Source organism: Paraburkholderia mimosarum LMG 23256 = NBRC 106338, assembly GCF_000739815.1.
Lineage (GTDB): Bacteria > Pseudomonadota > Gammaproteobacteria > Burkholderiales > Burkholderiaceae > Paraburkholderia > Paraburkholderia mimosarum.
Genome location: NZ_BBJJ01000009.1, coordinates 48,202 through 74,225 on the forward strand (window position 1 = coordinate 48,202; position 26,024 = coordinate 74,225).

Genomic DNA, 26,024 nt, shown 5'->3' on the forward strand with positions numbered 1-26,024 from the left:
TTCTGGCAAGGCAGTCGGGCGGTCGGAGGAGGCAGCCAACACTCAATGCAACACAACGCAAACGGGCGCGTGCCCGCATAGGAGACAGCATCATGAAGAAGATGATTCGAACGATGTGTGCGGGTGCGCTGGCGCTCGGCGTGGCGGCGACGTTCGGTGCGGGCGCCGCGCGCGCCGACGACAAGGTGACGCTGGGCGTCGCCATTCCGACTGCCGACCACGGCTTCACGGGCGGCATCGTCTGGTGGGCGAACGAGGCGAAAAAGGAACTCGAAAAGGCGCATCCCGATCTGAAGGTCATCGTCAAGACGGCGGCGAATGCGCCCGATCAGGCGAACCAGTTGCAGGACCTCGTGACCGTCAACAAGATCAACGCGCTCGTGATCTTTCCGTATGAATCGGCCTCGCTCACGCAGCCAGTCGCGCAGGTGAAGAAGCAGGGCGTGTACGTGACGGTGGTCGACCGCGGTCTCACGGACACGAGTGCGCAGAACGCTTACGTGGCGGGCGACAACACGGCGTTCGGCAAGATTCCCGCCGAATACCTCGCGAAGCAGCTCGACGGCAAGGGCGACATCGTCGCGCTGCGCGGCATTCCCACCACGCTCGACAACGAGCGCTGGAGCGCCTTCACGTCGGTGCTCAAGAACTACCCGAACATCAAGATCCTCGACGCCAAGTACGCGAACTGGAACCGCGACGACGCCTTCCGCACGATGCAGGACTTTCTCACGCGCTTCAAGCACATCGACGCCGTGTGGGCCGCCGACGACGACATGGCCGTGGGCGTGCTCAAGGCGATCGACCAGGCGAAACGCAACGACATCAAGATCGTGTTCGGCGGCGCGGGATCGAAGGAGATGGTCAAGCGCGTGATGGATGGCGATGCGCTCATCAAGGCCGATGTCTCCTATTCGCCGAAGTTCATCTACGACGCGATCAAGCTCACGGCCGATGCGCGTTTGCAGGGCAAGACGCTGCCGCCCACGACGATCATCCCTTCGGTGCTGATCACCAAAGAGAACGCGAAGCAGTTCTACTTCCCCGATTCGCCGTTCTGAGCGGGCTTGCCGTCAATGATCGCCGCCGCGCGCGTTCGCCCCGAAGGCGCGCGGCGTCCTTAACCAGAGGGAGAGAGCCGATGAAGACGATCAAGGGCCCTGCGATATTCCTCGCGCAGTTTCTCGGCGACGACGCGCCGTTCGACAGCTTTGGGAGCATGGCCGGCTGGGCTGCCCAGCTCGGCTACAAGGGCATGCAGGTGCCCACCGATGCGCGCCTCGTCGATCTCGCGCAGGCCGCGTCGAGCGTGGCGTACTGCGACGACCTGCGCCAGCAGGCCGACGACGCGGGCGTGGCGATCACCGAGCTTTCCACGCATCTGCAAGGGCAGCTCGTCGCCGTGCATCCCGCCTACGACACGCTGTTCGACGGCTTCGCGCCGCCGCAGGTGCGGGGCAATCGCGAGGCGCGCACGGCATGGGCGATCGACCAGTTGATGCTGGCCGCGCGCGCCTCGAAGAACCTGGGGCTAAGCGCGCACGTGACGTTTTCGGGCGCGCTCGCGTGGCCGTATTTGTATCCGTGGCCGCAGCGGCCGGCGGGTCTCGTCGAAGCCGCCTTCGACGAGCTCGCGTGCCGCTGGCGGCCCATCCTCGACGCATTCGATGCGGCGGGCGTCGATGTCTGCTACGAGCTGCATCCGGGCGAGGATCTTCACGACGGCGTGACGTTCGAACGTTTTCTCGCGGCCGTAGGCGACCATCCGCGCGCGAACCTCCTCTACGATCCGAGCCACTTCGTGCTTCAGCAGCTCGACTACCTCGCATTCATCGACATCTATCACGCGCGCATCAAGGCCTTCCACGTGAAGGACGCCGAATTTCGCCCCACCGGAAAGCAGGGCGTGTACGGCGGCTACAGCGGCTGGGTCGAGCGCGCCGGGCGCTTTCGCTCGCTCGGCGACGGGCAGATCGACTTCGGCGCGATCTTCTCGAAGCTCACCCAGTACGACTATCCGGGCTGGGCGGTGCTCGAATGGGAGTGCGCGCTCAAGCATCCGCACGACGGCGCCCGCGAAGGCGCGGAGTTCATCAAGCGGCACATCATCCGCGTGGCGGAGCGCGCGTTCGACGACTTTGCGGGCAGCGGTGTCGATGCGGCGCAGCTGCGGGGTGTGCTCGGGCTTTGATCGGCATTCCTGAAGGAGTGGTGCAATGACGCGAAGACTCAGACTCGGCATGGTCGGCGGCGGCGAGGGGGCGTTCATCGGCGCCGTGCATCGCATCGCGGCGCGGATCGACGATGCGTTCGAACTCGTGGCCGGCGCGCTCTCGTCCGATGCGACGCGCGCGCAATCGAGCGCCGAGGCGCTCGGCCTTGCCCGCAGCTATGCGGACTGGCGCGAGATGGCGAGCGTGGAAGGCGCGCGCGAAGACGGCATCGAGGTCGTGGCGATCGTCACGCCCAACCATCTGCATGCGCCGGTCGCGCACGCGTTCATGGATGCGGGCATTCACGTGATCTGCGACAAGCCGCTCGCGGTGTCGCTCGCCGAAGGCGAGGCGCTCGCCCAGCACGCGCGCGACGCGAATCTCGTGTTCGCGCTCACGCATACGTATTCGGGCTACCCGCTCGTGCGGCACGCGCGCGAGCTGGTCGAGGCGGGCGAGATCGGCGACGTGCGCATCGTACAGGTCGAGTACGCGCAGGACTGGCTCGCCAATCCTGTCGAGCGCGCGGTCGGGGGCAGCGGCGCAAATCGCCAGGCCGTCTGGCGCACCGATCCGGCGCTCGCCGGGCCAGCGGGGTGCCTGGGCGACATCGGCACGCATGCTTATCAGCTGGCGGCGTTCGTGAGCGGGCTCGTGCCCGACTCGCTGGCGGCGGAAGTCCACACCTTCGTGCCGGGCCGTCGCGTGGACGATCACGTGCAGGCCATGCTGCGCTACGCCAACGGCGCGCGCGGCATGCTATGGGCGAGCCAGGTGGCGAGCGGCGCGGAAAACGCGCTACGGCTGCGGGTGTATGGCACGAAGGCCGGGCTTGCGTTCGATCAGGAGGAGCCGAATCTGCTGTGGTTCACGCCGCAGGGCGGCGCGGCGCAGCGGCTCACGCGAGGCCGCGTGACAGGGGCCGCCGCGCGGCACGCCACGCGCGTGCCGCCGGGGCATCCGGAGGGGTATCTGGAGGCGTTCGCGCAGCTTTATCGCGACGCCGCCGCGCAGATTCGCGCGCGCGAGGCCGGCGAGCCGGCGCCGCCCGAGAGCCGGCTCCTCACGACGGTGGACGACGGCGTGGAGGGATTGCGCTTCATCGAGGCGGTGCTGGCGAGCAGCAAGGCGGGCGGCGAGTGGCGCAGCATCGCGCGGTCGTGAATGCGTTGCAAGGGAAGCGCCGCGATGCGCTTGGAGCACCCCGCAGCCTCGAAGAGCGCGCGACCTTGAGCGCCCTCCGATCACCGCTGCGGTTAGCTGCGGTTAGCCGCCGTTCGCCGTGATTGGCTTCATGCGCGCGGGGCGCTTGCGCTCATTGCCCGAGATACACGAACTTGCCCCCGCGTACCGTGCCCATCACGCTCGCGCGCTGGTCGAGGCCCACGTGGTCGGTCGGGCTCGTGGTCACCATGCCGTTGGGCACGACCACTTCATGCGCGTGTTCGAGTTCGCTGCGCAACGCCACGCGGAACGCCTCCGTGCCCGGCTGCGCGGTCTTCAGCGCGCGCGTCACGGCATCTTGCAGGCGCGGGTACACGCCAGCGGCGTCGCCAGCGAACTGCGTGACCGTGCCGGGGCCGTACTTGGCCTCGTAGGCGTCGACGAAGGCGAGCGCCGCCTTTTGCGCCGGCTGGTCGGCGGGCAGCGTGCGCGCGACCACCACGGGCTGGGTCGGGAACAGGGTGCCATCCACGTCCTTGCCGCCCAGCTTGATGAACTCGGGCGTGGCGATGCCGTGCGTCTGATAAATCGGCCCCTTGTAGCCGCGCTCGATCAGCGTGCGCTGCGGCAGCACGGTCGGGGTGCCCGCGCCCGCAATCAGCATGGCATCGGGCTTCGCCGCGATGAGCTTGAGAACCTGGCCCGTCACGCTGGCGTCGGTGCGGTTGTAGCGCTCGGTCGCCACGATCTCGATGTTGCGTTCCTTCGCGTACTTCGTGAACTCGTTGAGCCAGCTGTCGCCGTAGCTGTCGGCAAAGCCGATGAAGCCGACGGTTTTCACGCCGTGCGCGGCCATGTAGCGCGTCATGACGTCGGCCATCGCGGCGTCGGTCTGTGCCATCTTGAACGCCCACACGCGCGCGCCCTGCTGCGGCTCGACCACGGAGCCCGAGCCGACCAGCGTGATCATCGGCGTCCTGCTCTGCGCCACCGGGTCGAGCGCCGCGAGCGCGGCCGGCGTGATGTTCGGCCCGACGATCACGTCCACGTGATCTTCGTTGATGAGCTTGTGGATGTTGCGCACGGCGGCGCCCGGGTCCGAGCCGTCGTCCAGCACGATGTATTCGGCCTTCTGGCCCGCGATCGTGTCGGGCCACATCAGCATGGCGTTCTTGCTCGTGATGCCGATGGCGGCCGCGGGCCCCGTGCTCGACAGGTCGACGCCCACCTTGATGTCGGCGTGCGCGGCCGGCGCGAACATGGCGGCTGCGAGCGCGGCCGCCGTGGCGAGCGGGCGCAAGTACGTGTACGGCTTCATCCGTTGGATCTCCTGTCGATCAGAGTTGGCGCTTCGGCGCCGTACTCTGATCCCATGCAGAGCGGGCGAAAAGCGACGTTGTTGTGATGCTGATTTTGTCTGATTTTTCTGCCGGCGCGGCGCCGCCGCATCCCGCTACAGCTCGTAAGTCTCGTGCTCGCCCTTGAGCGCCTGCTCGATGAGCTTGCGGTTCAGGCTCGGCGAGAGCAGCTCGACGAGCGTATACACATAGCTGCGCAGGTAGGCCCCCTGCTTGAGCGCCACGCGCGTGACGTTGCTGCCGAACAGGTGGCCCACGGGCACGGCGCGCAGATGCCGGTCGCGCTCGGCGTTGAACGCGATGTCGGCCATGATGCCCACGCCCAGTCCCAGTTCGACGTAGGTCTTGATCACGTCCGCGTCGATGGCTTCCAGCACGATGTCGGGCGAGAGGGCGCGCAGGCGGAACGCGTCGTTGATCTTCGTGCGCCCGGCGAAGGCGTTGTCGTAGGTGATCAGCGGATATTGGGCCAGATCGTCGAGCGAGAGCGGCTTGCGCTCCAGCAGCGGGTGGTCGGGCAGCATCACCGCCACGTGGTGCCAGGTGAAGCAGGGCAGCGACACCAGTTCCTTGTAGCCGGAGATGGCCTCCGTCGCGATGCAGAGATCGGCCTGGTCGTGGAGCACCATCTCCGCGACCTGGGTGGGGCTGCCTTGCAGGATCGACAGGTGCACCTTCGGGAAGCGCCGCTTGAACTCGGCGATGGCCGCTGGCAGCGAGTAGCGCGCCTGGGTGTGCGTGGCCGCGATCGTCAGGTTGCCCTGATCCTGCGCCGCGTAGTCCTTGCCCACGCGCTTCAGGCTCTCCACCTCCTGCAGAATGCGCTCCACCGAGGCGAGGATGATCCGGCCCGGCTCCGTCAGCGAGCGAACGCGCTTGCCGTGGCGCGTGAAGATTTCGACCCCAAGCTCGTCCTCCAGCTCGATGATCGCCTTGGAGACGCCCGGTTGGCTCGTATACAGCGCCTTGGCCGCTTCGGTCAGGTTGAAGTTCTGACGCACGGCCTCCCGGACGAAGCGGAACTGGTGAAGGTTCATACCAAACCCTTATAACCTGTTTGCATATCGACCTGATTTTTGAGTCGTTTGAAATATAAGGCGAGTTTATTACCATTCCTCCAACTTTTCCAATATGGATATCTGTTTTGGTCATTAGCAAATGACCGGCGCGGCTGGACGGCGCGGGTCTTCGAGACAGACCGGACAGAGGCGGAAAGAGCGAAGTCAAAGAAGTCGGAGCGCGGCGTAACCGGAACGCCGCGATTGAACCAACCCCTGGGGTCCCCGAATGTACCAATACGATCAGTACGACCAGACCATCGTCGACGAACGCGTCGCGCAATACAGCGACCAGGTTCGCCGCCGCCTGTCGGGCGAATTGAGCGAAGAGGAATTTCGTCCGCTGCGCCTGCAGAACGGCCTGTACTACCAGCGCCACGCCTACATGCACCGCATCGCGATTCCGTACGGCAACTTGCGCAGCGACCAGTTGCGCATGCTCGGACGCATCGCGCGCGAGCACGATCGCGGCTACGGCCATTTCTCGACGCGCTCGAACATCCAGTTCAACTGGATCAAGCTCGAAGAAACGCCGGAGATCCTGCGCAAGCTCGCTTCGGTGCAAATGCACGGCATCCAGACCTCGGGCAATTGCATCCGCAACATCACCGCCGACCAGTTCGCGGGCGTCGCGCCCGACGAAGTCGTCGATCCGCGCCCGTGGTCCGAGATCCTGCGCCAGTGGTCGACGTTCCACCCCGAGTTCGCATGGCTGCCGCGCAAGTTCAAGATCGCCGTGTCGGGCTCGAAGGAGGACCGCGCCGCCGTGCAGATCCACGACCTGGGCGTCTACCTCGAGCGCAACGAGCAGGGTGAAGTCGTCGCGAGCATCCTCGCGGGCGGGGGCCTCGGCCGCACGCCGATCGTCGGCGCCATCATCAAGCGCGACCTGCCGTGGCAGCACCTGTTGACCTACTGCGAAGCCGTGCTGCGCGTGTACAACCGCTACGGCCGCCGCGACAACATGTACAAGGCGCGCATCAAGATTCTCGTGAAGGCGCTCTCGCCGGCGAAGTTCGCCGACCAGGTGGAAGAAGAGTGGCTGCACCTGAAGGACGGACCCTCGACGCTCACGCAGGAAGAAGTCGACCGCGTCTCGCAGTACTTCGCGCCGCCGGTCTATGAAAAGATCGCCGACACGGACACCTCGTACGAGAAACATCTGCTGGAGGACCGCGCGTTCGCGCGCTGGGTCGAGCGCAACGTGCGTCCGCACCGCGTGCCGGGCTACGCGTCGGTCACGCTTTCGCTCAAGCCGCGCAACATCGCGCCGGGCGACGCCACCGATGCGCAAATGGAAGCCGTGGCCGATTGGGCCGACGAATACTCGTTCGGCCAGATCCGCGTCTCGCACGAGCAGAACCTGATCCTCGCCGACGTCAAGAAGCGCGATCTCTTCGCGCTGTGGGAAAAGGCGAAAGCGCAAGGTTTCGCGACCGCCAACATCGGCCTTCTGACCGACATCATCGCGTGCCCGGGCGGCGACTTCTGCTCGCTCGCCAACGCCAAGTCGATCCCCATCGCGCTCGCAATCCAGGAGCGCTTCGATAACCTCGATTTCGTCCACGACCTGGGCGACCTGTCGCTCAACATCTCGGGTTGCATGAACTCGTGCGGTCACCACCACGTCGGCAACATCGGCATTCTGGGCGTGGACAAGGACGGCGCGGAGTGGTACCAGGTGTCGCTCGGCGGCGAGCAGGGCAACGGCGCCAACGGCGCGCGCCTTGGCCGCGTGATCGGCCCGTCGTTCTCGGCCGAGGAAATGCCCGACGTGATCCAGAAGGTGATCGACACGTTCGTCGAACTGCGCATCGACGGCGAGCGTTTCATCGACACCTATGACCGCATCGGCATCGCGCCCTTCAAGGAGCGCGTGTACGCTTCGCGCCAGCCGGCCCACGCCTGAAGCATGCAAGAGAGCATGCAACAGGGCACGCAACGAGATACGAGATTCGAGCAATGGCATTGATCATCAAAAAACGCGAGATCGTCGAAGACAACTGGCAAGTCGTGCGTGCGGCCGAAGACGGCGCGCTGCCCGAGGTTGCCGCGCTGCCGGCCGGCAAGGTGCTGGTCCCGCTGGCGCTGTGGCAGGCCGGACGCGACGCGCTCGTCGCCTCGCGCGGCAAGGACGAGCTCGGCGTGTGGCTCGCGCCGGACAGCGAACCGGCCGATATCGCCGGCGACTTCGACAAGCTCGCGCTGATCGGCGTGGACTTCCCGGTGTTCCGCGATGGCCGGGGCTTTTCGATCGCCCGTCTGCTGCGCGAGCGCTATGGTTACAAGGGCGAGCTGCGCGCAATCGGCGACGTACTGCGCGACCAGCTGCGCTTTCACGAGCGCTGCGGCTTCGATTCGTTCGCCGTGCGCGCCGACAAGGACATCCACGACGCGCTCAAGGCGTTCACGGAATTCACGGTGCAGTACCAGGGCGCGTTCGACGAGCCGTCGCCGCTGTTCCGCCGCCGCCTCGCTCAACAAGGCGCGGAAGCATGAGCACGGCCGCCAGCGAAATCACGGCTGACCTGCAGGCGAAGATCGAGCGCCTCGACGCACTGCTCGATTCCATCGCCGCACGTCATGCCAGCGTCAAGCTAGCCAGCAGCCTCGCCGCCGAGGACATGCTGCTCACCCATGCGATCCTCTCGCGCGGCGTGAAAGTCGGCATCTTCTCGCTGAACACGGGCCGCCTGCATGCGGAAACGCTCGGCATGATCGATGCGGTGCGCGAGCGCTACGGCTACGAGATCGAGCAGTTCCATCCGCTGCAGGACGCCGTGGACGAATACGTGAGCCAGCACGGCCTGAACGCTTTTTACGAGAGCGTGGACCTGCGCAAGCGCTGCTGCGAAATCCGCAAGGTCGAGCCGCTGAACCGCGCGCTCGCGGGCGTTTCGGCCTGGGTCACGGGCCAGCGTCGCGAGCAGTCGGTCACGCGTGCGGAACTGCACGAGGAAGAACGCGACGAAGCACGCAGCATCGACAAGTTCAATCCGCTCGCGGACTGGACCGAAGCCGATGTCTGGGCTTACCTGCGCGCCTACGAGGTGCCGGTGAACCCGCTGCATGCGCGCGGCTATCCGAGCATCGGCTGCGAGCCCTGCACGCGCGCGATCCGTCCCGGCGAGGACAGCCGCGCGGGCCGCTGGTGGTGGGAATCGCGCGACACGAAGGAGTGTGGCCTGCATATCACGTCTGTCTCGGCCATTCCCGTAGTCGAAGCGACTTCGATCACCCAGCCGAACTAAGATTCAGTTTGCCGCGCCGTTCGTGTAGACCGGCGCGCTACCGAACACCGAGTACTGCGTGCCCCGTCAAAAGGGTGCGAATCAACGAAGGATCCGAACATGAGCACCACGCTCGACTCAGCAGTGAACGCACCGCTCCAGGTCACGGCGAACCGCATGGACCATCTCGACTGGCTCGAAGCCGAGTCGATCCATATCCTGCGCGAACTCGTCGCCGAATGCAGCAAGCCCGCGCTGCTGTTTTCGGGCGGCAAGGACTCGGTCGTCGTGCTGGCGCTCGCGCTGAAGGCGTTCGGCCTCGGCGCGAACCGCAAGACCGCGCTGCCGTTCCCGCTCGTGCACATCGACACGGGTCACAACTACGAGGAAGTGATCGACTTTCGCGATCGCCGCGCGGCCGAGATCGGTGCGGAACTCGTGGTCGGCCACGTGGAAGATTCGATCAAGCGCGGCACCGTGCGCCTGCGCCGCGAAACCGATTCGCGCAACGCCGCGCAAGCGGTCACGCTGCTCGAAACCATCGAGCAATACGGCTACACGGCGATGATCGGCGGGGCGCGCCGCGACGAAGAGAAGGCCCGCGCGAAGGAGCGCATCTTCTCGTTCCGCGACGAATTCGGCCAGTGGGATCCGAAGGCGCAGCGCCCGGAACTCTGGAGCCTCTATAACGCGCGCCTGCACAACGGCGAGCACCTGCGCGTGTTCCCGATCTCGAACTGGACGGAACTCGATGTGTGGCAATACATCGAGCGCGAGAAGCTCGAACTGCCGTCGATCTACTATGCGCACCAGCGCGAGATCGTGCGCCGCAACGGCCTGCTCGTGCCGGTCACGCCGCTCACGCCGATGAAGGAAGGCGAAGTCAGCGAGATGGCGCAGGTGCGTTTTCGCACCGTGGGCGACATCAGCTGCACCTGCCCCGTGGCGAGCGATGCCGACACCGTCGAGAAGATCATCGCCGAAACGGCCGTGACCGAAATCACGGAACGCGGCGCGACGCGCATGGACGACCAGGCGTCGGAAGCGGCGATGGAACAGCGCAAGAAGCAAGGTTATTTCTAAAGAGCACGCAGAGGAAAAACTAGACATGGTTACGACACACCAACCTGAAGACCTCGGCGTGCTGCGCTTCATCACGGCAGGCAGCGTGGACGACGGCAAGAGCACGCTGATCGGCCGCCTGCTGTACGACAGCAAGGCTGTCCTGAGCGATCAGCTTTCGGCGCTCTCGCGCGCGAAGAACAAGCGCACCGTCGGCGACGAAATCGACCTGTCGCTGCTCACCGACGGCCTCGAAGCCGAGCGCGAGCAAGGCATCACGATCGACGTGGCGTACCGCTACTTCGCCACGGCCAAGCGCAAGTTCATCATCGCCGACACCCCGGGCCACGAGCAGTACACGCGCAACATGGTGACGGGTGCGTCGACCGCGCACGCCGCGATCATCCTGATCGACCCCACGCGCGTGACGGTCGAGAACGGCGTCACGCAACTGCTGCCGCAAACCAAGCGCCACAGCGCCATCGTCAAGCTGCTCGGCCTGCAACACGTGATCGTCGCGATCAACAAGATGGATCTGGTCGACTACAGCGAGGCGACGTTCAATCTGATCCGCGAGGCGTATGTCGCGCTCGCGCGCCAGCTCGGCCTTGCCGACGTGCGCTTCGTGCCGGTCTCGGCGCTCAAGGGCGACAACATCGTGGCCGCGAGCGAGCGCATGCCGTGGTACGCGGGCGAGCCGCTGCTCGACGTGCTCGAGCAACTGCCGGTCGCGCAGGCGACGGGTGAAGCGCTGCGCTTTCCGGTGCAGTGGGTCGCGCGCCAGGACGGCTCCAGCGCCGACGACTTCCGCGGCTACATGGGCCGTGTGGAATCAGGCGAAGTGAAAGTGGGCGACGCCATCACGGTGCAGCCAGCCGGCCGCCAGGCGACGGTCGCCGAGATCATCGCGCCGGTGCCGGGCGGCACGGCGCAGGTCGACCGCGCGTTCGCGGGGCAGACCGTCACGATCCGTCTCGCCGAAGACGTGGACGTCTCGCGCGGCGACACGTTCGTGCCCGTTTCGGAGAGCGCCCAGCCGGCGAAGAAGCTCGAGGCGGACCTCTGCTGGTTCGACGACGAGCCGCTCGCGCCGCAACGCAAGTACCTGCTCAAGCAGACCACGAGCACGGTGTTCGCGAAGATCGGCGCGCTCAAGCAGGTGCTCGATGTGCACACGCTCTCGCACGCCACCGACCGCCACGAACTTGCGATGAACGATATCGGCCGCGTGACGCTCTCGCTGCAAAAGCCGATCGTCGCCGACCTGTATGATGCGAATCCTGGCACGGGCGCGTTCGTGCTGATCGACGAAGCGACGCATCACACGGTGGCTGCGGGCATGATCCGCGCGTTTTCGGCCTGAGGCTTCGGGTCGGGCGCGGGATGACGGCGTGCGCCCGGTAGCAACAGGAGATTCACAAGCAAATGGGCAAGGTATATCTGATCGGCGCGGGACCGGGCGCAGCGGACCTCATCACGGTTCGCGGCGCGCGGCTGCTCGCGAGCGCCGACGTCGTGCTGCACGACGCGCTCGTCGAGCCCGCCATGCTCGACTACGCGCCGCAAACCGCGAAGTTCATCGCGGTCGGCAAGCGTTGCGGGCAACGGTCCACGGCGCAGCACTTCATCAACAAGCAACTCGTCGATGCGGCGCGCGAGCACGCCGTGGTCGTGCGCCTGAAGGGCGGCGACCCGATGCTGTTCGGCCGCGCCGACGAGGAAATGCGCGCGCTGGAAGCGGCCGGCATCGAGTTCGAAGTGGTGCCGGGCATTACGGCGGCGCTCGCTGGCGCGGCGACGCTCCAGCGCTCGCTCACGCTGCGCGGCGTGGCGCGCAGCGTGGCGCTCGCCACGTATTCGCGCGCGGCGGGCAGCGAGGAGATTCGCGAGCACGTTAGCGCCGATTCGCTCGTCTTCTACATGGGCCGCGACAGCGCGCCCGAGATCGCGCGCCAGCTCATCGAGGCGGGCCGCGCGGGCACGACGCCCGTGGCGATCGTCGAAGCTTGCAGCACGACGCGTGAGCGCATGCTCACGCTCACGCTGGCGGGACTTGCCGCGGGCGAGGCGCAGGACTGGCTCGACCCGGCACAGCCGAGCCTGCTCATGATCGGCGATGCGTTCGCCGAGCGGGCAGGGCAGGCGCTGCTGGAAGATGACGCGCAGGATGATCGTCAACGTCGCCGGGCGGCGGCGTAAGTCGCCATCGAGGAGCCAAATGCAAAACGGGCTCGCAGCAACAGCGAGCCCGTTTTTTTATGCGTGAGCGTGGCGGGTTCGGCTAGTCGCCCACGTTTTCGAGGCAATACCGCACGACCGCATCGAGTACCGCATCGTCTTCGCCGACGGCCCCTGCACAGCGCAGGCGAACATTGGGGTGCCGGGCCTGACATTGCGCGATCAGCGCGGGCAGATCGCGGCGCACATGGCCGCCCTGGCCGAAGAACACGGGCACGACCGTGATCGTGTCGCAGCCCGCCGCGGCCTGTCCGTCAATGGCGTCGGGCAGGCTCGGCGTCATGAGTTCGAGAAAAGCGAGGCCGACCGGACCCGCATCGCCGCGTGCGGCGGCGAGCTTCGCGGCGAGCCGCTGAAACGGCTCTTGCCAGCGCGCATCACGCGCGCCGTGGCCGAAGAGGATCATGCCGTGGTTGCCCATGCGTGCAGGCTCCCGCAATTCAGTTGGTCAATGAGCGGGCGAGGGCGCCCGCCGTCAATGCCGTTCGACCCATTTGAGCCCGATCAGACCGACCGCGAGATAGATCAGCCCCGGTGTCGCCGCCGTAAGCGGCGCGGGCCAGGTGTTCAGCGTCCCGACGTGCGAGAACAGGGTGTTGACGAGCTGGAAGCTCATGCCGAGCATGATCCCGCCGAACACCTTCATGCCCACCACGCCGGAGCGTGTATGCAGGTATGCGAACGGCAGCGAGAGCACCAGCATCACGAACACGGCGAACGGGTAAAGCAGCTTGCGCCAGAACGCGATCTGGTAGCGTTGGGCGTCCTGGTGGTTTTCGGTTAGATGCTGGATGTAGCGGAACAGGTTGAACATCGACATCCGGTCAGGCGAGACGAGCAGCACCGAAAGGATGTTCGGCGTGAGTTCCGAGCGCAGCAAGTATTCGGGGGCCGACGTCTGCGTCGCGCGATAGACCGGATCGAGCGCATCGGCCGGCTGGTTCTGCGGCGGCGTCACGCTGAGCAGTTGGGTATCGGTCACGTCCTTGAGCAGCCAGTGGCCCGGCGGCTGGAAGGTGCCGCTTTTCGCGAGCCGCACATTGGAAAGCCGGAACTTCGAATCGAATTCGTAGATGCGCACGTTCGAGATGGTCGCGTTGGGCTGCAATTCGCCGACGTTCACGAAACGCGTGACCTGCTCGCCGTCGGCGCGCGCGGTGAGCGTGTCCTTGACCCACACGCCCGACTGGAAGTCGCTCGACACCGCCGAGCCGAGCGCCTCCAGGCGCACGCGTTCGGAGAGCTGGTCGGTGTAGGGGCCGACCACTTCGCCGATCAAATAGGTGAGCAGCACGAGCGGAATGCCGATCTTGAGCAGCGAGCGCAGCGCCTGGTTCGTGGCGAGGCCCGACACGCGAAAAATCGTGTACTCCGAATTGGCGGCCATTTGCGCGAACACGTAGATTGCCGCGATGAGCGCCGCGACCGGAATGATCTCGTAAAGCCGCGAGGGCGCCTGGAGCGCCACGCGCAGCACCGCGTACTGGAACTTGTAGTTGCCGTGGCCGACCGAGTTCAGCTCGTTGATGAGGTCGAAGAAGAAGAACAGGCCCGAGAAGGCGAACAGGATGAAGATGAACGTCAGGTAAACCTGGCGAGCGAAGTATTTCTCGTAGATGCGCATCGGTCAGTTTCCCTCTCAGTTTCCAGGAGAGGCGCGGCGGAACATCGCACGTGTGAAGAGCGGCCGGTTGCGCACGCGTATCCAGAAGATGAACACGACCAGCGCGAGCACCACGACGTGCAGCGAGACGAGACCGACGCCGAACGCCATCTTGCCTTGCTCGATCTGCGATTGCACGACGTTGAGCAGGTTCGAATAGGTGAGGTAGATGAGCACCGCCATCACGAGATTGATCGTGCGGCTGCGGCGCGGGTTCTGGTACGCAAGCGGAATGCCGAGCAGCATCAGGTTGATCGCGATGAGCGGCAGGCCGGCGCGCCACGCGAGCTCGCCCAGGTTGTCGTTGGTGGGATTGCGCAGGAGGCCCGGCGTGGACGTGGTGCTCGCCGACGGCGTGTTCACCACGGGCTGACTCGTGATCTTCACGCCGTAGCGCTGGAACTCGCTGATGCGGAAATCGGGGTGGCCCGGCTCGCCGTCGTAACGCCGGCCGTTTTCGAGCACGACGAAGCGGTCGCCGCCCTTCATGGTTTCGGTGTGGCCTGTCTTCGAGACGATCACGCTGACCTTGCCGTTTTCCGTACTCGTGACGAACACGTTCTCCACGCGGCCCTGGTCGGGGCTCATGCTTTCGATGAAGAACACGCGGTGCGTGGTGGGCGACTCGCGGAACTGCCCGGGCGCGAGCAGCGATACTTCATCGCGCTGCTGGAAGCGCGCGCGAATGAGCTTGCTTTGCGCGTTCGACCACGGCCAGCCGACGAACGCGAAGAACACGATGAGCAGGATGATCGGCGTGGCAAACGTGGCGACCGGCTTGATGAGGCGCGTGAGGCTCACCCCGGAGGAGAGCCACACGACCATTTCGGAATCCTTGTACCAGCGCGTGAGCACGAACAGGATCGACACGAAGAGCGTGACGATCAGCATCACGGCCATGTAGCCGATCACGGTCAGTCCGATGAGCACCAGCACGTCGCGCGGGTCGATCTGACCCGACGCGGCGAAGCCGACGATGCGGATCATCATCGTCGTCAGCATGATCGTGAGCAGAACCATGAACACGGCGCCGGCCGTGTACGCGAGTTCGCGCTGCAGGGAACGTTCGAAGATCATTCTTGAAGGGCAGGGCGGGCGGCCCGTGCCGGGAGGCGCGCAGCTCGCGCAACCGCCCAGGAGCCGCCGCGGGAAAAATAGCGGATAATTGCGGCTTTCATCCTAAGCCCAGATTTTATCCGAGGACAAGCGCGATGGACTTTAGCATAAAAGCCTGTGACTGGAGCAAAGGCGGGGAAGGCCCCTTCCTGACCGGCAAGTCGGATTGCGTCGTGGTCGGCGTGTTCGAGGCGCAAACGCTCTCGGGCCCGGCGTTCGCGATCGACAGCGCAATTGGCGGCGCAATCGCGCGCGTCGTCAAGGCCGGCGACATCGACGGCAAGGCCGGCTCCACGCTGCTCCTGCCCGAAGTGAGCGGTATCGGCGCCTCGCGCGTGCTGCTCGTCGGTCTCGGCAAGCAGGACACGTTCGGCCAGAAGGCTTACGGCGACGCCGTCAAGGCCGCCTGGCGCGCGATCCTCGGCACCAAAATCGCACAGGCCACGTTCACGCTCGCGCAACTGCCGGTGAAGGAGCGCACGGGCGACTGGTGCGTGCGCGCCGCCATTCTCGCGTTGCGCAACGAAACGTACCGCTTCACGCAGATGAAGAGCAAGCCCGACGTCGCGCAGCGCGCGTTCAAGCGTGTGATCTTCAGCATCGACGCCGCCGAGGAAAAGGCAGCGAAGCTCGCGGCGAAGCAGGCCACCGCGCTCGCAAACGGCATGGACCTCACGCGCGACCTCGGCAATCTGCCGGGCAACGTCTGCACGCCCACGTATCTCGCGGCCACGGCCAAGAAGCTCGCGCGCGACTGGAAGCTCAAGGTCGAGGTGCTCGGCCAGCGTCAGATCGAAGCGCTCAAGATGGGCTCGTTTCTTTCGGTGACGAAGGGTTCGGTCGAGCCGCCGCAGTTCATCGTGCTGCACTATGAGGGAGCGAGCGCCAAGGCCGCGCCCGTCGTGCTGGTCGGCAAGGGCATCACGTTCGACACGGGCGGCATCTCGCTCAAGCCCGGCGAGGGCATGGACGAGATGAAATACGACATGTGCGGCGCCGGCTCGGTGCTCGGCACGATCCGCGCGGTCGCCGAAATGGGGCTCAAGCTCAATGTGATCGGCATCATCCCGACCTGCGAGAACATGCCCGCGGGCAACGCCACGAAGCCGGGCGACATCGTCACGACGATGGCGGGCCTGACCGTGGAGGTGCTCAACACCGACGCCGAAGGCCGCCTGATCCTGTGCGACGCGCTCACCTACGCCGAGCGCTTCAAGCCGGCCGCGGTGGTCGACATCGCCACGCTCACGGGCGCGTGCATCATCGCGCTCGGCCATCACAACAGCGGCCTCTTCTCGAAGGACGACGCGCTCGCGGGCGAACTGCTCGACGCATCGCGCGAGGCCAACGACCCCGCCTGGCGCCTGCCGCTCGACGACGAGTACCAGGAGCAGCTCAAGTCGAACTTCGCCGACCTCGCCAACATCGGCGGGCGCCCGGCGGGCAGCGTGACGGCGGCGTGCTTCCTTTCGCGCTTCGCCGAGAAATACCCCTGGGCGCACCTGGACATCGCGGGCACCGCATGGAAGAGCGGCGCGGCGAAGGGCGCAACGGGCCGCCCCGTGCCGCTGCTCGCCCAGTTCCTGATCGATCGGGCCGCGCAATGACGTCAGGCATGGCGATTGCGGCGCGCGTGACGGTGTGTAAAGTGGTGCTGGCATGACGCGCATCGATTTCCACACGAACGTCGGCGACTCGCTGCTGTACGCGTGCCGGCTCGCGCGCAAGGCGTATCTCGCGGGCGAGCAGGCGGTCGTGCTGGCCGAGCCCGGCCGCCTGCGCGCGTTCGACGAGATGTTGTGGACCTTTTCGCCGCTCGACTTCGTGCCGCATTGCATGGCCGACAGCCCGCATGCGGGCGCATCGCCCATCGTGCTGGCGACGGATCTGGAGCGTGCCCCGCATCATCGCGTGCTGCTCAATCTGGGTGGGGAGGTGCCGCCGCAATTCGCGCGCTTCGAGCGCCTGCTCGAAGTGATTGGCGATACGCCCGACGAACTCGCGTCGGGCCGCGAGCGCTATCGCTTCTACCGCGACCGCGGTTACGCGCTCAACAACTACAAGCAGGGCGGCTGAGGCCGGACGCGAGCAGCGTACCGGCGCCCGGCCGACTGCTCCGATCGATGGAGGTACTCATGTCCGGCAAGCACGATACGGAAGATGCGGCGATTCCGCTCCTGAACGAGGTGATGGTGGCCGGCAATCCGTTGCGCGCGCATAACGTCGAAGAGGCGAAGGGCGCGACGGCGGCCGCCGTGAAGGCTGTCGTGGCCGAGCGCGAGGGCCTGTTCGCGCATGACGCCGACGCCTTGGTCGAGCGCCTGCGTGGCCGCTGCCTCGCGTGGCTCACGGGCGAGGGCCGCGCCGTGATCGAGGCGCGCTGCAGCGCCGCGATGCAGGAACATACGAACTGGCTCGTGGGACAGGTGTCGCGCGAGATCGGTCTCGCGCTCGAAACGGAACTCAAGAACTGGGTGAAGGCCGCCGTGCGCGAAGAACTGGCGGCGCGCTCGGGGCAACCGCCGTCGGCCTGATTCCCGGCGCCGCCTGGCCTCGCCCGGTTGGGCTTGTGGCAACGCGACGCCGCCAACCGTCCTCGCCTCACTTGAGCGTGAGGATCCAGTTCGCAAGCGTGGCCGCCTGGCCGGGGTTCAACTGCGTGTTGGCCGGCATCGGCACCGTGCCCCACACGCCGGTGCTTCCCTCAAGAATCTTGTGCGCGAGATAGGTCTGCGCGTCGGGCTTGCCCGCGTATTTCGCGGCAATGTCGTGCAGGGCGGGGCCCATGAAATTGCGGTTCACCGAATGGCAACTCATGCAGTTCTGCTGCTGGGCGAGCGCGAGGCCGGTCGGGCCATGCTGCGCGCAGGCCGGGGCCGTCCCGAGCGCGCCGGCCATGCCGAACGCGAGCGCGGCCGCGAGCGTCGCTGTCTTGTTCTTTGCTTGCGACTTCCGTTTCATACAGGCCTCCGCCAGCGTATGCGCCGGCTGTGTCGTCGCATTATAAAAGCAAAGGGCGCACGTTCCGGGCGCGCGCCCTTTCGTCTTTGGCATCGCAGCGGGCGTCCGGCGTTGCGCCGAGTCCCGCCTTATCCTATCCGGTTACCGCGCCCTGGTTGGCCGGGCGCGCGAGCGCCGCGTACTTTGCCAGCACGCCACGCGTGCAGCGCGGCGCCGGCTGCTTCCATGCCGCGCGGCGGCGCGCAAGCTCGACATCGTCGACGTTCAGCTGCAGCAGGAGCTGGTGCGCGTCGATGGTGATCGAATCGCCCTCCTGCACGAGCGCGATCGTGCCGCCTTCGAACGCCTCGGGCGCCACGTGGCCGACCACCATGCCCCAGGTGCCGCCCGAGAAGCGGCCATCGGTGATGAGACCCACCGACTCGCCGAGCCCCTTGCCGATGAGCGCCGAAGTCGGCGCCAGCATCTCCGGCATGCCGGGGCCGCCCTTCGGGCCGAGGTAGCGCAGCACGACGACGTCCCCGGCCTTGATCCGGTCCGCGAGGATCGCTTCCATGGCGCTCTGCTCGTCGTCGAATACGCGCGCGGGCCCGGTGATGACCGGGTTCTTCAGGCCCGTGATCTTGGCGACGGCGCCCTCTACCGCGAGGTTGCCCTTGAGGATGGCGAGGTGGCCTTCCTTGTACAACGCCTCGCTGATGGGGAAGATCACCTTCTGGTCGGCGCGCGGCGTGGACGGCACGTCCTTCAGTTCCTCTCCGATGCTCTTGCCCGTGATGGTGATGCAGTCGCCGTGCAGCAGGCCCGCGTCGAGCAGCAGCTTGAGCACCTGGGGAATGCCGCCCGCCTGATGCAGATCGGTCGCGACATACTGGCCCGAGGGCTTCAGGTCGCAGATCACCGGCACCTTCTTGCGCATGCGCTCGAAGTCGTCGATGGTCCATTCGACTTCCGCAGCATGCGCGATGGCGAGGTAGTGCAGCACGGCATTGGTCGAGCCGCCCGTCGCCATGATGAGCGCCACGGCGTTCTCGATCGACTTTTTCGTGATGATGTCGCGCGGCTTGAGGTCCTGCTTCACGGCTTCGACGAGCACGCGCGCCGATTCCGCGGCCGAGTCGACTTTTTCCTCGTCGGGGTTGGCCATCGTCGACGAGTACATGAGCGACATGCCGAGCGCCTCGAACGACGAGCTCATCGTATTCGCCGTGTACATGCCGCCGCACGAGCCCGTGGAGGGGCACGCGTGCTTCTCGATGCCCTCGAAATCCTCTTCGGTCATGCGCCCGGCCGTGAATTCGCCGACGGCCTCGAACGCCGACACGATGGTCAGCGCACGGCCCTTCCAGTTGCCGGGCCGGATCGTGCCGCCATACACGTAGATGCCGGGCACGTTCATGCGCGCGAGCGCGATCATGCCGCCGGGCATGTTCTTGTCGCAGCCGCCGATCACGACCACGCCGTCCATCCATTGGCCCTGCACGCAGGTCTCGATGCAGTCCGCGATGACCTCGCGCGAGACGAGCGAATACTTCATGCCCTCGGTGCCCATCGACATGCCGTCCGAGATGGTGGGCGTGCCGAAGGTCTGGGGGTTCGCGTCGGCGTTCATGATGGCGGCGACGGCGGCGTCGGCCAGCCGCTGCAGGCCCGCGTTGCAGGGCGTGATCGTCGAGTGGCCGTTGGCGATGCCGATCATCGGCTTGTCGAAGTCGCCTTTCTCGTAGCCGAGCGCGTAATACATCGAACGATTGGGCGAGCGGGCGACGCCTTGCGTGATGTGCTTCGAACGACGGTTATAGGGCATGGGGAACTCCGGTGGACGTTGTCTCGCAGGCCGGCCGTTGTTCTTGTGCGGGCGGTTTTTCGTAGCCGCGTCGTACCTGCATGCCGGCATGTGATGGCAAGCATGCGGTTTCGCGAGAACGCTGTCCAATATATTATTCGTGGCTCATCGAGTCCTGCTCGCCGCTCGCGATGGTCATCCGTCACCGTTATATTCGCCGTGCGTGCCAACTGTGCATTCTGCTTCCCGCTCCCGCGCCTCGGCGATAATGTCACGCCGTGACGCGCCGGCGGCGAACCCCGGCGCTTTGCAAACGTCCAACCAGTCTGGCCCGCTTTGAGGCACCGCGGCGCTGCCGCTTACAACCCGATTTCAACCGATATCGCCGAGAAGACTTCATCCCACGATGCTCATCCACCCGAACTTCGACCCCGTCGCCATTCATCTGGGGCCGCTCGCCGTGCGCTGGTACGGCCTCATGTACCTCGTCGGCTTCATACTCGCGATCGTGATCGGGCGCCTGCGCCTGCGTCTGCCGTTCGTGGCCGCGCAAGGCTGGAACGTGAAAGACATCGACGACATGCTGTTCTACGGCGTGCTCGGCACGATCCTGGGCGGGCGCCTCGGCTATGTGCTGTTCTACAAGGCGAGCTGGTATTTCGCGCACCCGCTCGACATCTTCAAGGTGTGGGAAGGCGGCATGTCGTTTCACGGCGGCTTCCTCGGCGTCACCTTCGCGATGATCCTGTTCGCGTGGCAGCGCGGCCGCACGTGGCTGCAGGTGACGGACTTCGTCGCGCCGATGGTGCCCACGGGCCTGGCCGCCGGACGTCTCGGCAACTTCATCAACGGCGAGCTGTGGGGCCGCGTGACCTCGCCCGACTCGCCGTGGGCCATGCTGTTCCCGGGCGCCGCGAACGACGATGCGGCATGGCTCGCCGCGCATCCGCAACTGGCTGCGCAGTGGCATCTGAGCGAGGTGTTCGCGCAATACCATCTGCTGCCGCGCCATCCTTCGCAGCTCTATGAGATTGCGCTGGAAGGCATCGCGCTCTTCGTCGTGCTGATCCTTTTCTCGCGCAAGCCGCGCCCCGTCGGCGCGATTTCGGCGATGTTCCTGATTGGCTATGGTCTAGCGCGTTTCACGGTCGAGTTCGCGCGCGAACCCGACGACTTCCTCGGCCTGCTCGCGCTCGGCCTTTCGATGGGCCAATGGCTTTCGCTGCCGATGATCATCGTGGGCATTGGCTTGATGGCGTGGGCGTATCGCCGCGCCAATCGCGGCAAGGACGACAGCAAGAATGGCAACGACGGCGCGCGGGTGGCGGGCGCGAAGAGCTGACGCTCGCACACGCACGAAGCGCATTGAGCCCATGAAAAAGGCCACGGTTTTAAACAAACCGTGGCCTTTTTGTTGCGTGCTGCCCAAGTGTGCGCCTTACTTCATTTGCACCGATCCGGAGACATTGACCGTCACCGTTGAGGTGCCGCCTTCGACCGGCACGGGCGACGACATCTTCGCATCCGCCGACATGGCGCGCGCGCTCATCATCATCACGGGGCGCGGCATCACGCCCGAATGCCCCACGTTCACGTCGCGGATCGAGTAGCCGCTATAGCCGAACGCGCGCGTGGCCGACAAGGCTTGATCGCGGAACGAGGCGATGGCCTGGCCCGAGAGCTTCTGCTCGGCGGCGCGCTGCGCCTCGGGGGACAGCGAGAACTGCACGTTGCCCACTTGCATGACGGAGCCGAGATCGCCGGCGAGCTTCGACGCCGCCGCGAAATCATGCGATTCGAGCACGACTTCCGTGCGGCCGCGCCAGGCGGAGATGCGTCCGTCGCGATCGGTGGAGGGGAAGATCGAGAACTGGCCCGATCGGGCGGTCACGCCCGCGACACCCCTGGCGCGTTGCAGGGCGGCGTCGGCGCGCTGGTTGAGCGTCGCCGTGAGCGAAGCGGGATCGTTCGCTTCCTGCTCGTAAAACAGCGTGATGGTGACGACGTCTTGAGGCACTTCGGCGCTCGCCTGGGCGGAAAGCGACAGCACGCCCGAGGGCTGGAAACGCGCGTCGCTCTGGGCAAGCGCTGCGCCCGGTGCGAAAGTGATGGCGAGGGGGAGGGCGGCGGCGAATGCGGCGGCGAGCGTTACGGCGGTTTTTCGGTTCATTGAGGCTCCTTGCAGAACTGGCGTCGCGAGCGTGGTGTGATCGAACATTCAGGCAACGATGCGCGACTGTGCGCGATTGTGCTTGAAGTCGCGCAGCGATGTCGCTTCCGTGCCTCGGCCGCTTGGGCTCGTGCCGCTGCCATGCCGCTTCAACACATGGTGAACGACGTGCCGCATCACATCAGATGTTTCGTGATGAAGTTCCACTCGGCCGCGGTGACCGGGGTGATCGAAAGGCGATTGCCTTTTGCGAGCACGCGCATGTCCGCGAGTTCGTCGTGTTCACGCAAGGCGGCCAGAGGAATCAGCGGACACTTCTTCTTGAACACGACATCGACGAGCATCCAGCGCGGATTCTCGCGCGTCGATTTCGCGTCGTAGTAAGGGCTCTTCGGATCGAACTGCGTGGGGTCGGGGTAGGCCGTGGACGACACCTCGGCGATGCCCGCGATACCGGGCTCGGGGCAGCTCGAGTGATAGAACAGCACGCCGTCGCCTTGCTGCATGGTGTCGCGCATGAAGTTGCGCGCCTGATAATTGCGCACGCCGGTCCATGGCAGCGTGCGCTGCGGCGCGCGTGCGAGGTCGTCGATGCTTGCTTCGTCGGGTTCGGACTTCATCAGCCAGTAGCGCATGAGTCGAAGGTCACGTCGATAGGGAGAGGGGCAGGCATGCGCGCAAGGCCATGCGCGAAGCGGCGCACACAAGCAAGCGCGAAATCGGCCACACAACGGAAAACGGCCGCACAACGGAAAACGGCATCGGACGCTGGTCCGATGCCGTTTGAATAGGTCCCCGCCATAGCCGCTAGGCCGGCATCCTGAACCGAGGGTTCAGAATTGGTCGCAGTTAGCAGCACTTCGGGTACATCAGACTGTGTGACGCGCACGCCCGTGCTACAAATTTCCGCAACCGTGCACATGGCATTGGTTCAAGGAATATATGACCTTGGCGAACCAGGCAGGGAAGCTGACTAAACTGTTTAGTAACGTGCTCGACGTTACGATGAAGGAACCGCTTTACCGCGCTTATTGCACCCCATACTGCTGGATGACCGCGCCGAGCTGTTCATTCATTTGGCGCATTGTACGACGGATTTCTTCGGCTGGGAATGCTTCCCCATGACGCACGCTCGTTTGCAGGCGCAGCAGTTCCGACGCAAGCGAAAGCGCCGCCATGACCGCAATGCGATCGGTGCCGCGCACATTGCTGTGATTGCGGATTTTCGACATTTCGGCGTCGACGCGCGCCACCGCTTCGAGCAGGGCCTGTTCCGTTTCCGGCGAACAGACGAGGCGATAGCTTTGCCCGAGTATCGTCGCTTCGATCTGCTTGGTGGTCATGCATTTTCTCCGTGGCGCGCCGCGTTGCTTTCGTCATCGCTGCCTCGCGACGGTTCGAGCAGGTCGAGCTGGTTGTCGCGCTCGTTGCCCGCACGTGCGCGCGGCAGCTTTTCGAGGATCGCGTTCAGACGCACCTGCGCATCGTCGATCTTGGCCGAGAGCGTGTCGCGCTCTGCTTGCAGCGCGTTGCGTTCCTCGCGGATCTGTTCGAGCTCGGCGCGCGTGGTGTCGCATTGCGCACGCAGCTGTGCGAGTTGCTCTTCGAGTGCGAGGCGTGTTTCATGTTGGCGCTGATTAATCTCGATCAGCCGCCCGATGTTTTGTGAGAGTGTTTCGAGTTCGTTGAGCATGTGCTGCGTCCTCTAAAGACAGGCATTCTAGCGCGGATCAACGCGTGTTTTGGCAATTGTGTCGTTTCCAGACGTAACAACCCGGCTTCTTACCGGAACCGGGCCCGAATCCCGCGTTACGTGTGCCGCATGCGCCAGCCGGGAACGCAATTTGCCAAGGCGCGCGCGAAGCGCGTTGGCTCGATTGTGGTCTGCGCGTTATAACATCACGGATTCGTGGCTTTTTGCTAGTGGTTTTGTCGGCTGTTCTCTTTTTTGCCGATCGTTTTTTCAGCTGCGTCGGCAGAATCGCTTCGAACAAAAACACTGCGCGCTGCCCATGTTGCGATATCGCTGCCGTTAATCCGTGTGATCTTTTTGAAACCCGCCGCCGAGTTACCCGATGCGTTCCATGAGCCGCGATGAATCCCACGCCGCGTCCGAGTTGCATGCGCTGCCGCGCCGCTCGATGACCGTGCGCCGCGCCTGCACGATCTGGGCGGGCCTCGCACTAGCGGCGCTCGTGGTCTTCGCGGCATCGCTCGCGACAGGCAGCGTGAGCGTGACGCCTGCGCAGGCGCTCGCGGCGCTCACGCCGGCGCACGGCGCGCCGGACATGGCGACGGAAATCGTGCGCACACTGCGCCTGCCGCGCGCGTTGGCCGGCTTCGCGTGCGGCGCCTTGCTCGCGCTGGGCGGGGCGCTCTTGCAGGTGCTGTTGCGCAATCCGCTGGCGGAGCCCTATGTGCTGGGCGTTTCCGGCGGCGCCGCGGCGTTCGCGCTCGTTGCGATGATCGCGGGCGTGGCGTGGTGGGGTGTGCAGGCGAGTGCGTGCGCGGGCGCGCTTCTTTCGATCCTGCTCGTGCTCGGCCTCGCGCGCCGCGAACTATGGCGCGGCGAACCGCAGGACAGTTCGCCGCGGCTCTTGTTGACGGGCGCCGTGACGGCGGCGGGGTGGGGCGCATTGATCACGCTGCTGCTCACCCTCGCGCCCGACACGCGCTTGCGCGGCATGCTGTTCTGGCTCACGGGCGACCTCAACGGCGCGAGCGCGCCATGGCCCGCGCTCGTGACGCTCGGCGTACTGCTTGCATGCATCGTGCCCGCTGCGCCCATGCTCAACGTACTGCTGCGCGGTGATGCCGCCGCACAGGCGCTCGGCGTACCGGTGCTGCGTTTGCGCGTGGGCATTTATCTCGCCGCGTCGCTCGCAGCCGCGGCCGCGGTGACGACGGGCGGCACCATTGGCTTCGTCGGGCTCGTCGTGCCCCACATGCTGCGCCTCGCGTTGGGCAACGATCAGCGCATGCTCGTACCCGCGGCCGCGATCGCGGGCGGCGTGGCCGTGATGGGCGCGGACCTCGTGGCGCGCACGGTGGCGGCCCCCGCGCAGTTGCCGGTGGGCGTCGTGACCGCGCTGGCGGGCGTCCCGGTTTTTCTCTGGATGCTGCTCGCGAGGCGCCCGCGATGAGCGACACCCGGGCACCGCTTCTTGCTGCGCATGCGCTCACATTGCGCGCGGGCGCGCGTACGCTCGTCGAATCGCTCACGCAAAGGTTTGCCGCTGGTGAGATCTGGTGCGTGGCCGGTGCGAACGGCGCGGGCAAGACCACACTGATCGGTGCGCTCGCGGGCCTGCGCGAACCCTCGGCGGGGCGCGTGGAAGTGGAGGGCATCGCGCTCGCACACTGGCCGCCGGTTCGTCTCGCGAGGCGCCGCGCGCTGATGCCCCAGGACCAGCGCGACGCATTCGGCGCGAGTGTGCTCGACACCGTGCTGCTCAATCGCTATCCGCATCTTTCGGGCTGGGGCTGGGAAGGCGACGTCGATCGCGCCGCCGCGCACGCTGCGCTCGCGATGCTCGGCCTCGAAGCATTCGCCACCCGCGATGTGCTGTCGCTCTCCGGCGGTGAGCGACAGCGCGTTGCGCTCGCGGCGGCGCTGTGCCAGGGTGCACCGCTCCTGCTGCTGGACGAGCCACTCGCGCATCTGGATCTGCATCATCAGATTGCGTGCCTCGAAACGCTTTCGCGCTGGGTGCGCGGCGAAGACCGCGCGGTGCTGTTTTCCTGCCACGATCTCAATCTCGCGCGGCGATTCGCAACGCACGCGCTCCTGCTCGACGGCCGCGGCGGCTTTCACGCGGGCCCCGTGCGCGAAGTGCTCACACCCGAGCGCGCGAGCACTGCATTCGGCCATCCGCTCGTGCTGATCCGCGAGGGCGCGCACGAGGCGCTCGTGCCTGCGCTCGGCCCGACTTCCTCATTACTGCATTCGCCGGTAGCGAACGGCGGCCGCTAGTGCGCCGTTCGCTCACGCATCATCACTTCGAA

General features: G+C 65.9%; 26 protein-coding genes and 1 other RNA gene. 15 read left to right on the forward strand and 12 right to left on the reverse strand.

Annotated features, from left to right (window positions below):
• The first annotated feature begins 92 nt into the window (after nt 1–92).
• The 3 genes from BMI01S_RS09870 (at nt 93) to BMI01S_RS09880 (ending at nt 3,377) form a co-directional block, all read left to right on the forward strand.
• Nucleotides 93–1,061, forward strand: a complete 969-nt coding sequence (locus BMI01S_RS09870; RefSeq protein ID WP_028230556.1) for a substrate-binding domain-containing protein — start codon at nt 93–95, stop codon at nt 1,059–1,061.
• An 80-nt stretch (nt 1,062–1,141) separates the two neighbouring features.
• The gene (locus BMI01S_RS09875) at nt 1,142–2,191 is read left to right on the forward strand and encodes a sugar phosphate isomerase/epimerase family protein (RefSeq protein ID WP_028230557.1); all 1,050 of its coding nucleotides are present in this window, start codon (nt 1,142–1,144) and stop codon (nt 2,189–2,191) included.
• A 25-nt stretch (nt 2,192–2,216) separates the two neighbouring features.
• On the forward strand, nt 2,217–3,377 hold the full coding sequence (locus tag BMI01S_RS09880) for a Gfo/Idh/MocA family protein (protein WP_036044639.1): 1,161 nt from the start codon (nt 2,217–2,219) through the stop codon (nt 3,375–3,377).
• 151 nt (nt 3,378–3,528) lie between these two features.
• Here the strand turns inward: BMI01S_RS09880 and BMI01S_RS09885 are convergent, their stop codons facing one another.
• On the reverse strand, nt 3,529–4,638 hold the full coding sequence (locus BMI01S_RS09885) for an ABC transporter substrate-binding protein (protein WP_244145319.1): 1,110 nt from the start codon (nt 4,636–4,638) through the stop codon (nt 3,529–3,531).
• 192 nt (nt 4,639–4,830) lie between these two features.
• The gene (locus BMI01S_RS09890) at nt 4,831–5,772 is read right to left on the reverse strand and encodes a CysB family HTH-type transcriptional regulator (protein WP_028210583.1); all 942 of its coding nucleotides are present in this window, start codon (nt 5,770–5,772) and stop codon (nt 4,831–4,833) included.
• A gap of 250 nt (nt 5,773–6,022) precedes the next feature.
• Here BMI01S_RS09890 and BMI01S_RS09895 point away from each other — a divergent pair, with 250 nt between their 5' ends.
• From BMI01S_RS09895 to cobA, 6 genes are all read left to right on the forward strand, one after another.
• Entirely contained in the window at nt 6,023–7,702 is a 1,680-nt protein-coding gene (locus BMI01S_RS09895; protein WP_028230560.1) for a nitrite/sulfite reductase, read from the forward strand.
• Nucleotides 7,703–7,755: 53 nt separating this feature from the next.
• Nucleotides 7,756–8,292 (forward strand): DUF934 domain-containing protein, encoded by a 537-nt coding sequence (locus tag BMI01S_RS09900; RefSeq protein ID WP_028230561.1) that lies wholly within the window; start codon nt 7,756–7,758, stop codon nt 8,290–8,292.
• Nucleotides 8,289–9,044, forward strand: coding sequence for a phosphoadenylyl-sulfate reductase (locus BMI01S_RS09905; RefSeq protein ID WP_028210580.1), 756 nt, complete (start codon nt 8,289–8,291; stop codon nt 9,042–9,044). The genes BMI01S_RS09900 and BMI01S_RS09905 overlap by 4 nt, the downstream gene beginning before the upstream one ends.
• A 99-nt stretch (nt 9,045–9,143) precedes the next feature.
• On the forward strand, nt 9,144–10,106 hold the full coding sequence (gene cysD / locus BMI01S_RS09910) for a sulfate adenylyltransferase subunit CysD (RefSeq protein ID WP_028210579.1): 963 nt from the start codon (nt 9,144–9,146) through the stop codon (nt 10,104–10,106).
• 25 nt (nt 10,107–10,131) lie between these two features.
• On the forward strand, nt 10,132–11,448 hold the full coding sequence (locus BMI01S_RS09915) for a sulfate adenylyltransferase subunit 1 (protein WP_028210578.1): 1,317 nt from the start codon (nt 10,132–10,134) through the stop codon (nt 11,446–11,448).
• 62 nt (nt 11,449–11,510) lie between these two features.
• Nucleotides 11,511–12,284: a uroporphyrinogen-III C-methyltransferase gene (cobA, locus tag BMI01S_RS09920; RefSeq protein ID WP_028230562.1), complete on the forward strand. Its 774-nt coding sequence runs from the start codon at nt 11,511–11,513 to the stop codon at nt 12,282–12,284.
• Nucleotides 12,285–12,366: 82 nt separating this feature from the next.
• Here the strand turns inward: cobA and BMI01S_RS09925 are convergent, their stop codons facing one another.
• Genes BMI01S_RS09925 through lptF form a run of 3 tightly spaced genes read right to left on the reverse strand, consistent with a single transcriptional unit; the run spans nt 12,367 to nt 15,063 of the window.
• Nucleotides 12,367–12,744, reverse strand: a complete 378-nt coding sequence (locus tag BMI01S_RS09925; protein ID WP_028210576.1) for a sirohydrochlorin chelatase — start codon at nt 12,742–12,744, stop codon at nt 12,367–12,369.
• Between the two features lie 54 nt (nt 12,745–12,798).
• Nucleotides 12,799–13,947: an LPS export ABC transporter permease LptG gene (gene lptG / locus BMI01S_RS09930; protein ID WP_028210575.1), complete on the reverse strand. Its 1,149-nt coding sequence runs from the start codon at nt 13,945–13,947 to the stop codon at nt 12,799–12,801.
• 15 nt (nt 13,948–13,962) lie between these two features.
• The gene (lptF, locus tag BMI01S_RS09935) at nt 13,963–15,063 is read right to left on the reverse strand and encodes an LPS export ABC transporter permease LptF (RefSeq protein ID WP_028210574.1); all 1,101 of its coding nucleotides are present in this window, start codon (nt 15,061–15,063) and stop codon (nt 13,963–13,965) included.
• Between the two features lie 134 nt (nt 15,064–15,197).
• Here lptF and BMI01S_RS09940 point away from each other — a divergent pair, with 134 nt between their 5' ends.
• Genes BMI01S_RS09940 through BMI01S_RS38060 form a run of 3 tightly spaced genes read left to right on the forward strand, consistent with a single transcriptional unit; the run spans nt 15,198 to nt 17,636 of the window.
• Nucleotides 15,198–16,709, forward strand: coding sequence for a leucyl aminopeptidase (locus tag BMI01S_RS09940; RefSeq protein ID WP_028210573.1), 1,512 nt, complete (start codon nt 15,198–15,200; stop codon nt 16,707–16,709).
• Between the two features lie 52 nt (nt 16,710–16,761).
• Nucleotides 16,762–17,178, forward strand: a complete 417-nt coding sequence (locus BMI01S_RS09945) for a DNA polymerase III subunit chi (RefSeq protein ID WP_028210572.1) — start codon at nt 16,762–16,764, stop codon at nt 17,176–17,178.
• A 59-nt stretch (nt 17,179–17,237) separates the two neighbouring features.
• Entirely contained in the window at nt 17,238–17,636 is a 399-nt protein-coding gene (locus BMI01S_RS38060) for a DUF2486 family protein (protein WP_028210571.1), read from the forward strand.
• Nucleotides 17,637–17,703: 67 nt separating this feature from the next.
• Here BMI01S_RS38060 and BMI01S_RS09955 read toward each other — a convergent pair whose 3' ends face one another.
• Nucleotides 17,704–18,063 (reverse strand): c-type cytochrome, encoded by a 360-nt coding sequence (locus BMI01S_RS09955; RefSeq protein ID WP_028230563.1) that lies wholly within the window; start codon nt 18,061–18,063, stop codon nt 17,704–17,706.
• A gap of 133 nt (nt 18,064–18,196) precedes the next feature.
• Nucleotides 18,197–19,870, reverse strand: a complete 1,674-nt coding sequence (gene ilvD / locus BMI01S_RS09960) for a dihydroxy-acid dehydratase (RefSeq protein WP_028230564.1) — start codon at nt 19,868–19,870, stop codon at nt 18,197–18,199.
• Between the two features lie 385 nt (nt 19,871–20,255).
• Between ilvD and lgt the strand changes: the two genes are divergently transcribed.
• Nucleotides 20,256–21,191, forward strand: a complete 936-nt coding sequence (gene lgt / locus BMI01S_RS09965; protein ID WP_028230565.1) for a prolipoprotein diacylglyceryl transferase — start codon at nt 20,256–20,258, stop codon at nt 21,189–21,191.
• Between the two features lie 96 nt (nt 21,192–21,287).
• On the opposite strand, the gene BMI01S_RS09970 is transcribed toward lgt, so the two are convergent.
• The 5 genes from BMI01S_RS09970 to BMI01S_RS09985 all read right to left on the reverse strand — a co-directional run bounded on the left by BMI01S_RS09970 (nt 21,288) and on the right by BMI01S_RS09985 (nt 23,712).
• A complete protein-coding gene (locus BMI01S_RS09970; protein WP_028230566.1) occupies nt 21,288–22,019 on the reverse strand; it encodes an SIMPL domain-containing protein in 732 nt (243 codons plus the stop codon).
• 176 nt (nt 22,020–22,195) lie between these two features.
• Entirely contained in the window at nt 22,196–22,654 is a 459-nt protein-coding gene (locus BMI01S_RS09975; RefSeq protein WP_028210566.1) for an EVE domain-containing protein, read from the reverse strand.
• A gap of 153 nt (nt 22,655–22,807) precedes the next feature.
• Nucleotides 22,808–22,989, reverse strand: a non-coding RNA gene (gene ssrS / locus BMI01S_RS38540) — 6S RNA.
• A 58-nt stretch (nt 22,990–23,047) separates the two neighbouring features.
• On the reverse strand, nt 23,048–23,362 hold the full coding sequence (locus BMI01S_RS09980) for a cell division protein ZapA (protein ID WP_028210565.1): 315 nt from the start codon (nt 23,360–23,362) through the stop codon (nt 23,048–23,050).
• On the reverse strand, nt 23,359–23,712 hold the full coding sequence (locus BMI01S_RS09985) for a hypothetical protein (protein ID WP_028210564.1): 354 nt from the start codon (nt 23,710–23,712) through the stop codon (nt 23,359–23,361). The genes BMI01S_RS09980 and BMI01S_RS09985 overlap by 4 nt, the downstream gene beginning before the upstream one ends.
• Before the next feature lie 391 nt (nt 23,713–24,103).
• Between BMI01S_RS09985 and BMI01S_RS09990 the strand changes: the two genes are divergently transcribed.
• Nucleotides 24,104–25,162: a FecCD family ABC transporter permease gene (locus BMI01S_RS09990; RefSeq protein WP_036044676.1), complete on the forward strand. Its 1,059-nt coding sequence runs from the start codon at nt 24,104–24,106 to the stop codon at nt 25,160–25,162.
• The gene (locus BMI01S_RS09995; protein ID WP_036044642.1) at nt 25,159–25,992 is read left to right on the forward strand and encodes an ABC transporter ATP-binding protein; all 834 of its coding nucleotides are present in this window, start codon (nt 25,159–25,161) and stop codon (nt 25,990–25,992) included. The genes BMI01S_RS09990 and BMI01S_RS09995 overlap by 4 nt, the downstream gene beginning before the upstream one ends.
• Nucleotides 25,993–26,024: the final 32 nt, after the last annotated feature.

Excerpts from the sequence above, each read along its gene's own strand:
- BMI01S_RS09940 (WP_028210573.1), top strand. The coding sequence starts at position 15,198 with ATGGACTTTAGCATAAAAGCCTGTGACTGGAGCAAAGGCGGGGAAGGC.
- BMI01S_RS09980 (WP_028210565.1), bottom strand. The coding sequence starts at position 23,362 with ATGACCACCAAGCAGATCGAAGCGACGATACTCGGGCAAAGCTATCGC.
- ilvD (WP_028230564.1), bottom strand. The coding sequence starts at position 19,870 with ATGCCCTATAACCGTCGTTCGAAGCACATCACGCAAGGCGTCGCCCGC.
- BMI01S_RS09870 (WP_028230556.1), top strand. The coding sequence starts at position 93 with ATGAAGAAGATGATTCGAACGATGTGTGCGGGTGCGCTGGCGCTCGGC.
- lptF (WP_028210574.1), bottom strand. The coding sequence starts at position 15,063 with ATGATCTTCGAACGTTCCCTGCAGCGCGAACTCGCGTACACGGCCGGC.
- BMI01S_RS09895 (WP_028230560.1), top strand. The coding sequence starts at position 6,023 with ATGTACCAATACGATCAGTACGACCAGACCATCGTCGACGAACGCGTC.
- BMI01S_RS38060 (WP_028210571.1), top strand. The coding sequence starts at position 17,238 with ATGTCCGGCAAGCACGATACGGAAGATGCGGCGATTCCGCTCCTGAAC.
- BMI01S_RS09915 (WP_028210578.1), top strand. The coding sequence starts at position 10,132 with ATGGTTACGACACACCAACCTGAAGACCTCGGCGTGCTGCGCTTCATC.
- cysD (WP_028210579.1), top strand. The coding sequence starts at position 9,144 with ATGAGCACCACGCTCGACTCAGCAGTGAACGCACCGCTCCAGGTCACG.
- BMI01S_RS09885 (WP_244145319.1), bottom strand. The coding sequence starts at position 4,638 with ATGTTCGCGCCGGCCGCGCACGCCGACATCAAGGTGGGCGTCGACCTG.
- BMI01S_RS09985 (WP_028210564.1), bottom strand. The coding sequence starts at position 23,712 with ATGCTCAACGAACTCGAAACACTCTCACAAAACATCGGGCGGCTGATC.
- BMI01S_RS09875 (WP_028230557.1), top strand. The coding sequence starts at position 1,142 with ATGAAGACGATCAAGGGCCCTGCGATATTCCTCGCGCAGTTTCTCGGC.
- lgt (WP_028230565.1), top strand. The coding sequence starts at position 20,256 with ATGCTCATCCACCCGAACTTCGACCCCGTCGCCATTCATCTGGGGCCG.
- BMI01S_RS09880 (WP_036044639.1), top strand. The coding sequence starts at position 2,217 with ATGACGCGAAGACTCAGACTCGGCATGGTCGGCGGCGGCGAGGGGGCG.
- BMI01S_RS09900 (WP_028230561.1), top strand. The coding sequence starts at position 7,756 with ATGGCATTGATCATCAAAAAACGCGAGATCGTCGAAGACAACTGGCAA.
- BMI01S_RS09970 (WP_028230566.1), bottom strand. The coding sequence starts at position 22,019 with ATGAACCGAAAAACCGCCGTAACGCTCGCCGCCGCATTCGCCGCCGCC.
- BMI01S_RS09975 (WP_028210566.1), bottom strand. The coding sequence starts at position 22,654 with ATGCGCTACTGGCTGATGAAGTCCGAACCCGACGAAGCAAGCATCGAC.
- BMI01S_RS09995 (WP_036044642.1), top strand. The coding sequence starts at position 25,159 with ATGAGCGACACCCGGGCACCGCTTCTTGCTGCGCATGCGCTCACATTG.
- BMI01S_RS09905 (WP_028210580.1), top strand. The coding sequence starts at position 8,289 with ATGAGCACGGCCGCCAGCGAAATCACGGCTGACCTGCAGGCGAAGATC.
- BMI01S_RS09890 (WP_028210583.1), bottom strand. The coding sequence starts at position 5,772 with ATGAACCTTCACCAGTTCCGCTTCGTCCGGGAGGCCGTGCGTCAGAAC.
- BMI01S_RS09945 (WP_028210572.1), top strand. The coding sequence starts at position 16,762 with ATGACGCGCATCGATTTCCACACGAACGTCGGCGACTCGCTGCTGTAC.
- BMI01S_RS09955 (WP_028230563.1), bottom strand. The coding sequence starts at position 18,063 with ATGAAACGGAAGTCGCAAGCAAAGAACAAGACAGCGACGCTCGCGGCC.
- BMI01S_RS09925 (WP_028210576.1), bottom strand. The coding sequence starts at position 12,744 with ATGGGCAACCACGGCATGATCCTCTTCGGCCACGGCGCGCGTGATGCG.
- cobA (WP_028230562.1), top strand. The coding sequence starts at position 11,511 with ATGGGCAAGGTATATCTGATCGGCGCGGGACCGGGCGCAGCGGACCTC.
- BMI01S_RS09990 (WP_036044676.1), top strand. The coding sequence starts at position 24,104 with ATGAGCCGCGATGAATCCCACGCCGCGTCCGAGTTGCATGCGCTGCCG.
- lptG (WP_028210575.1), bottom strand. The coding sequence starts at position 13,947 with ATGCGCATCTACGAGAAATACTTCGCTCGCCAGGTTTACCTGACGTTC.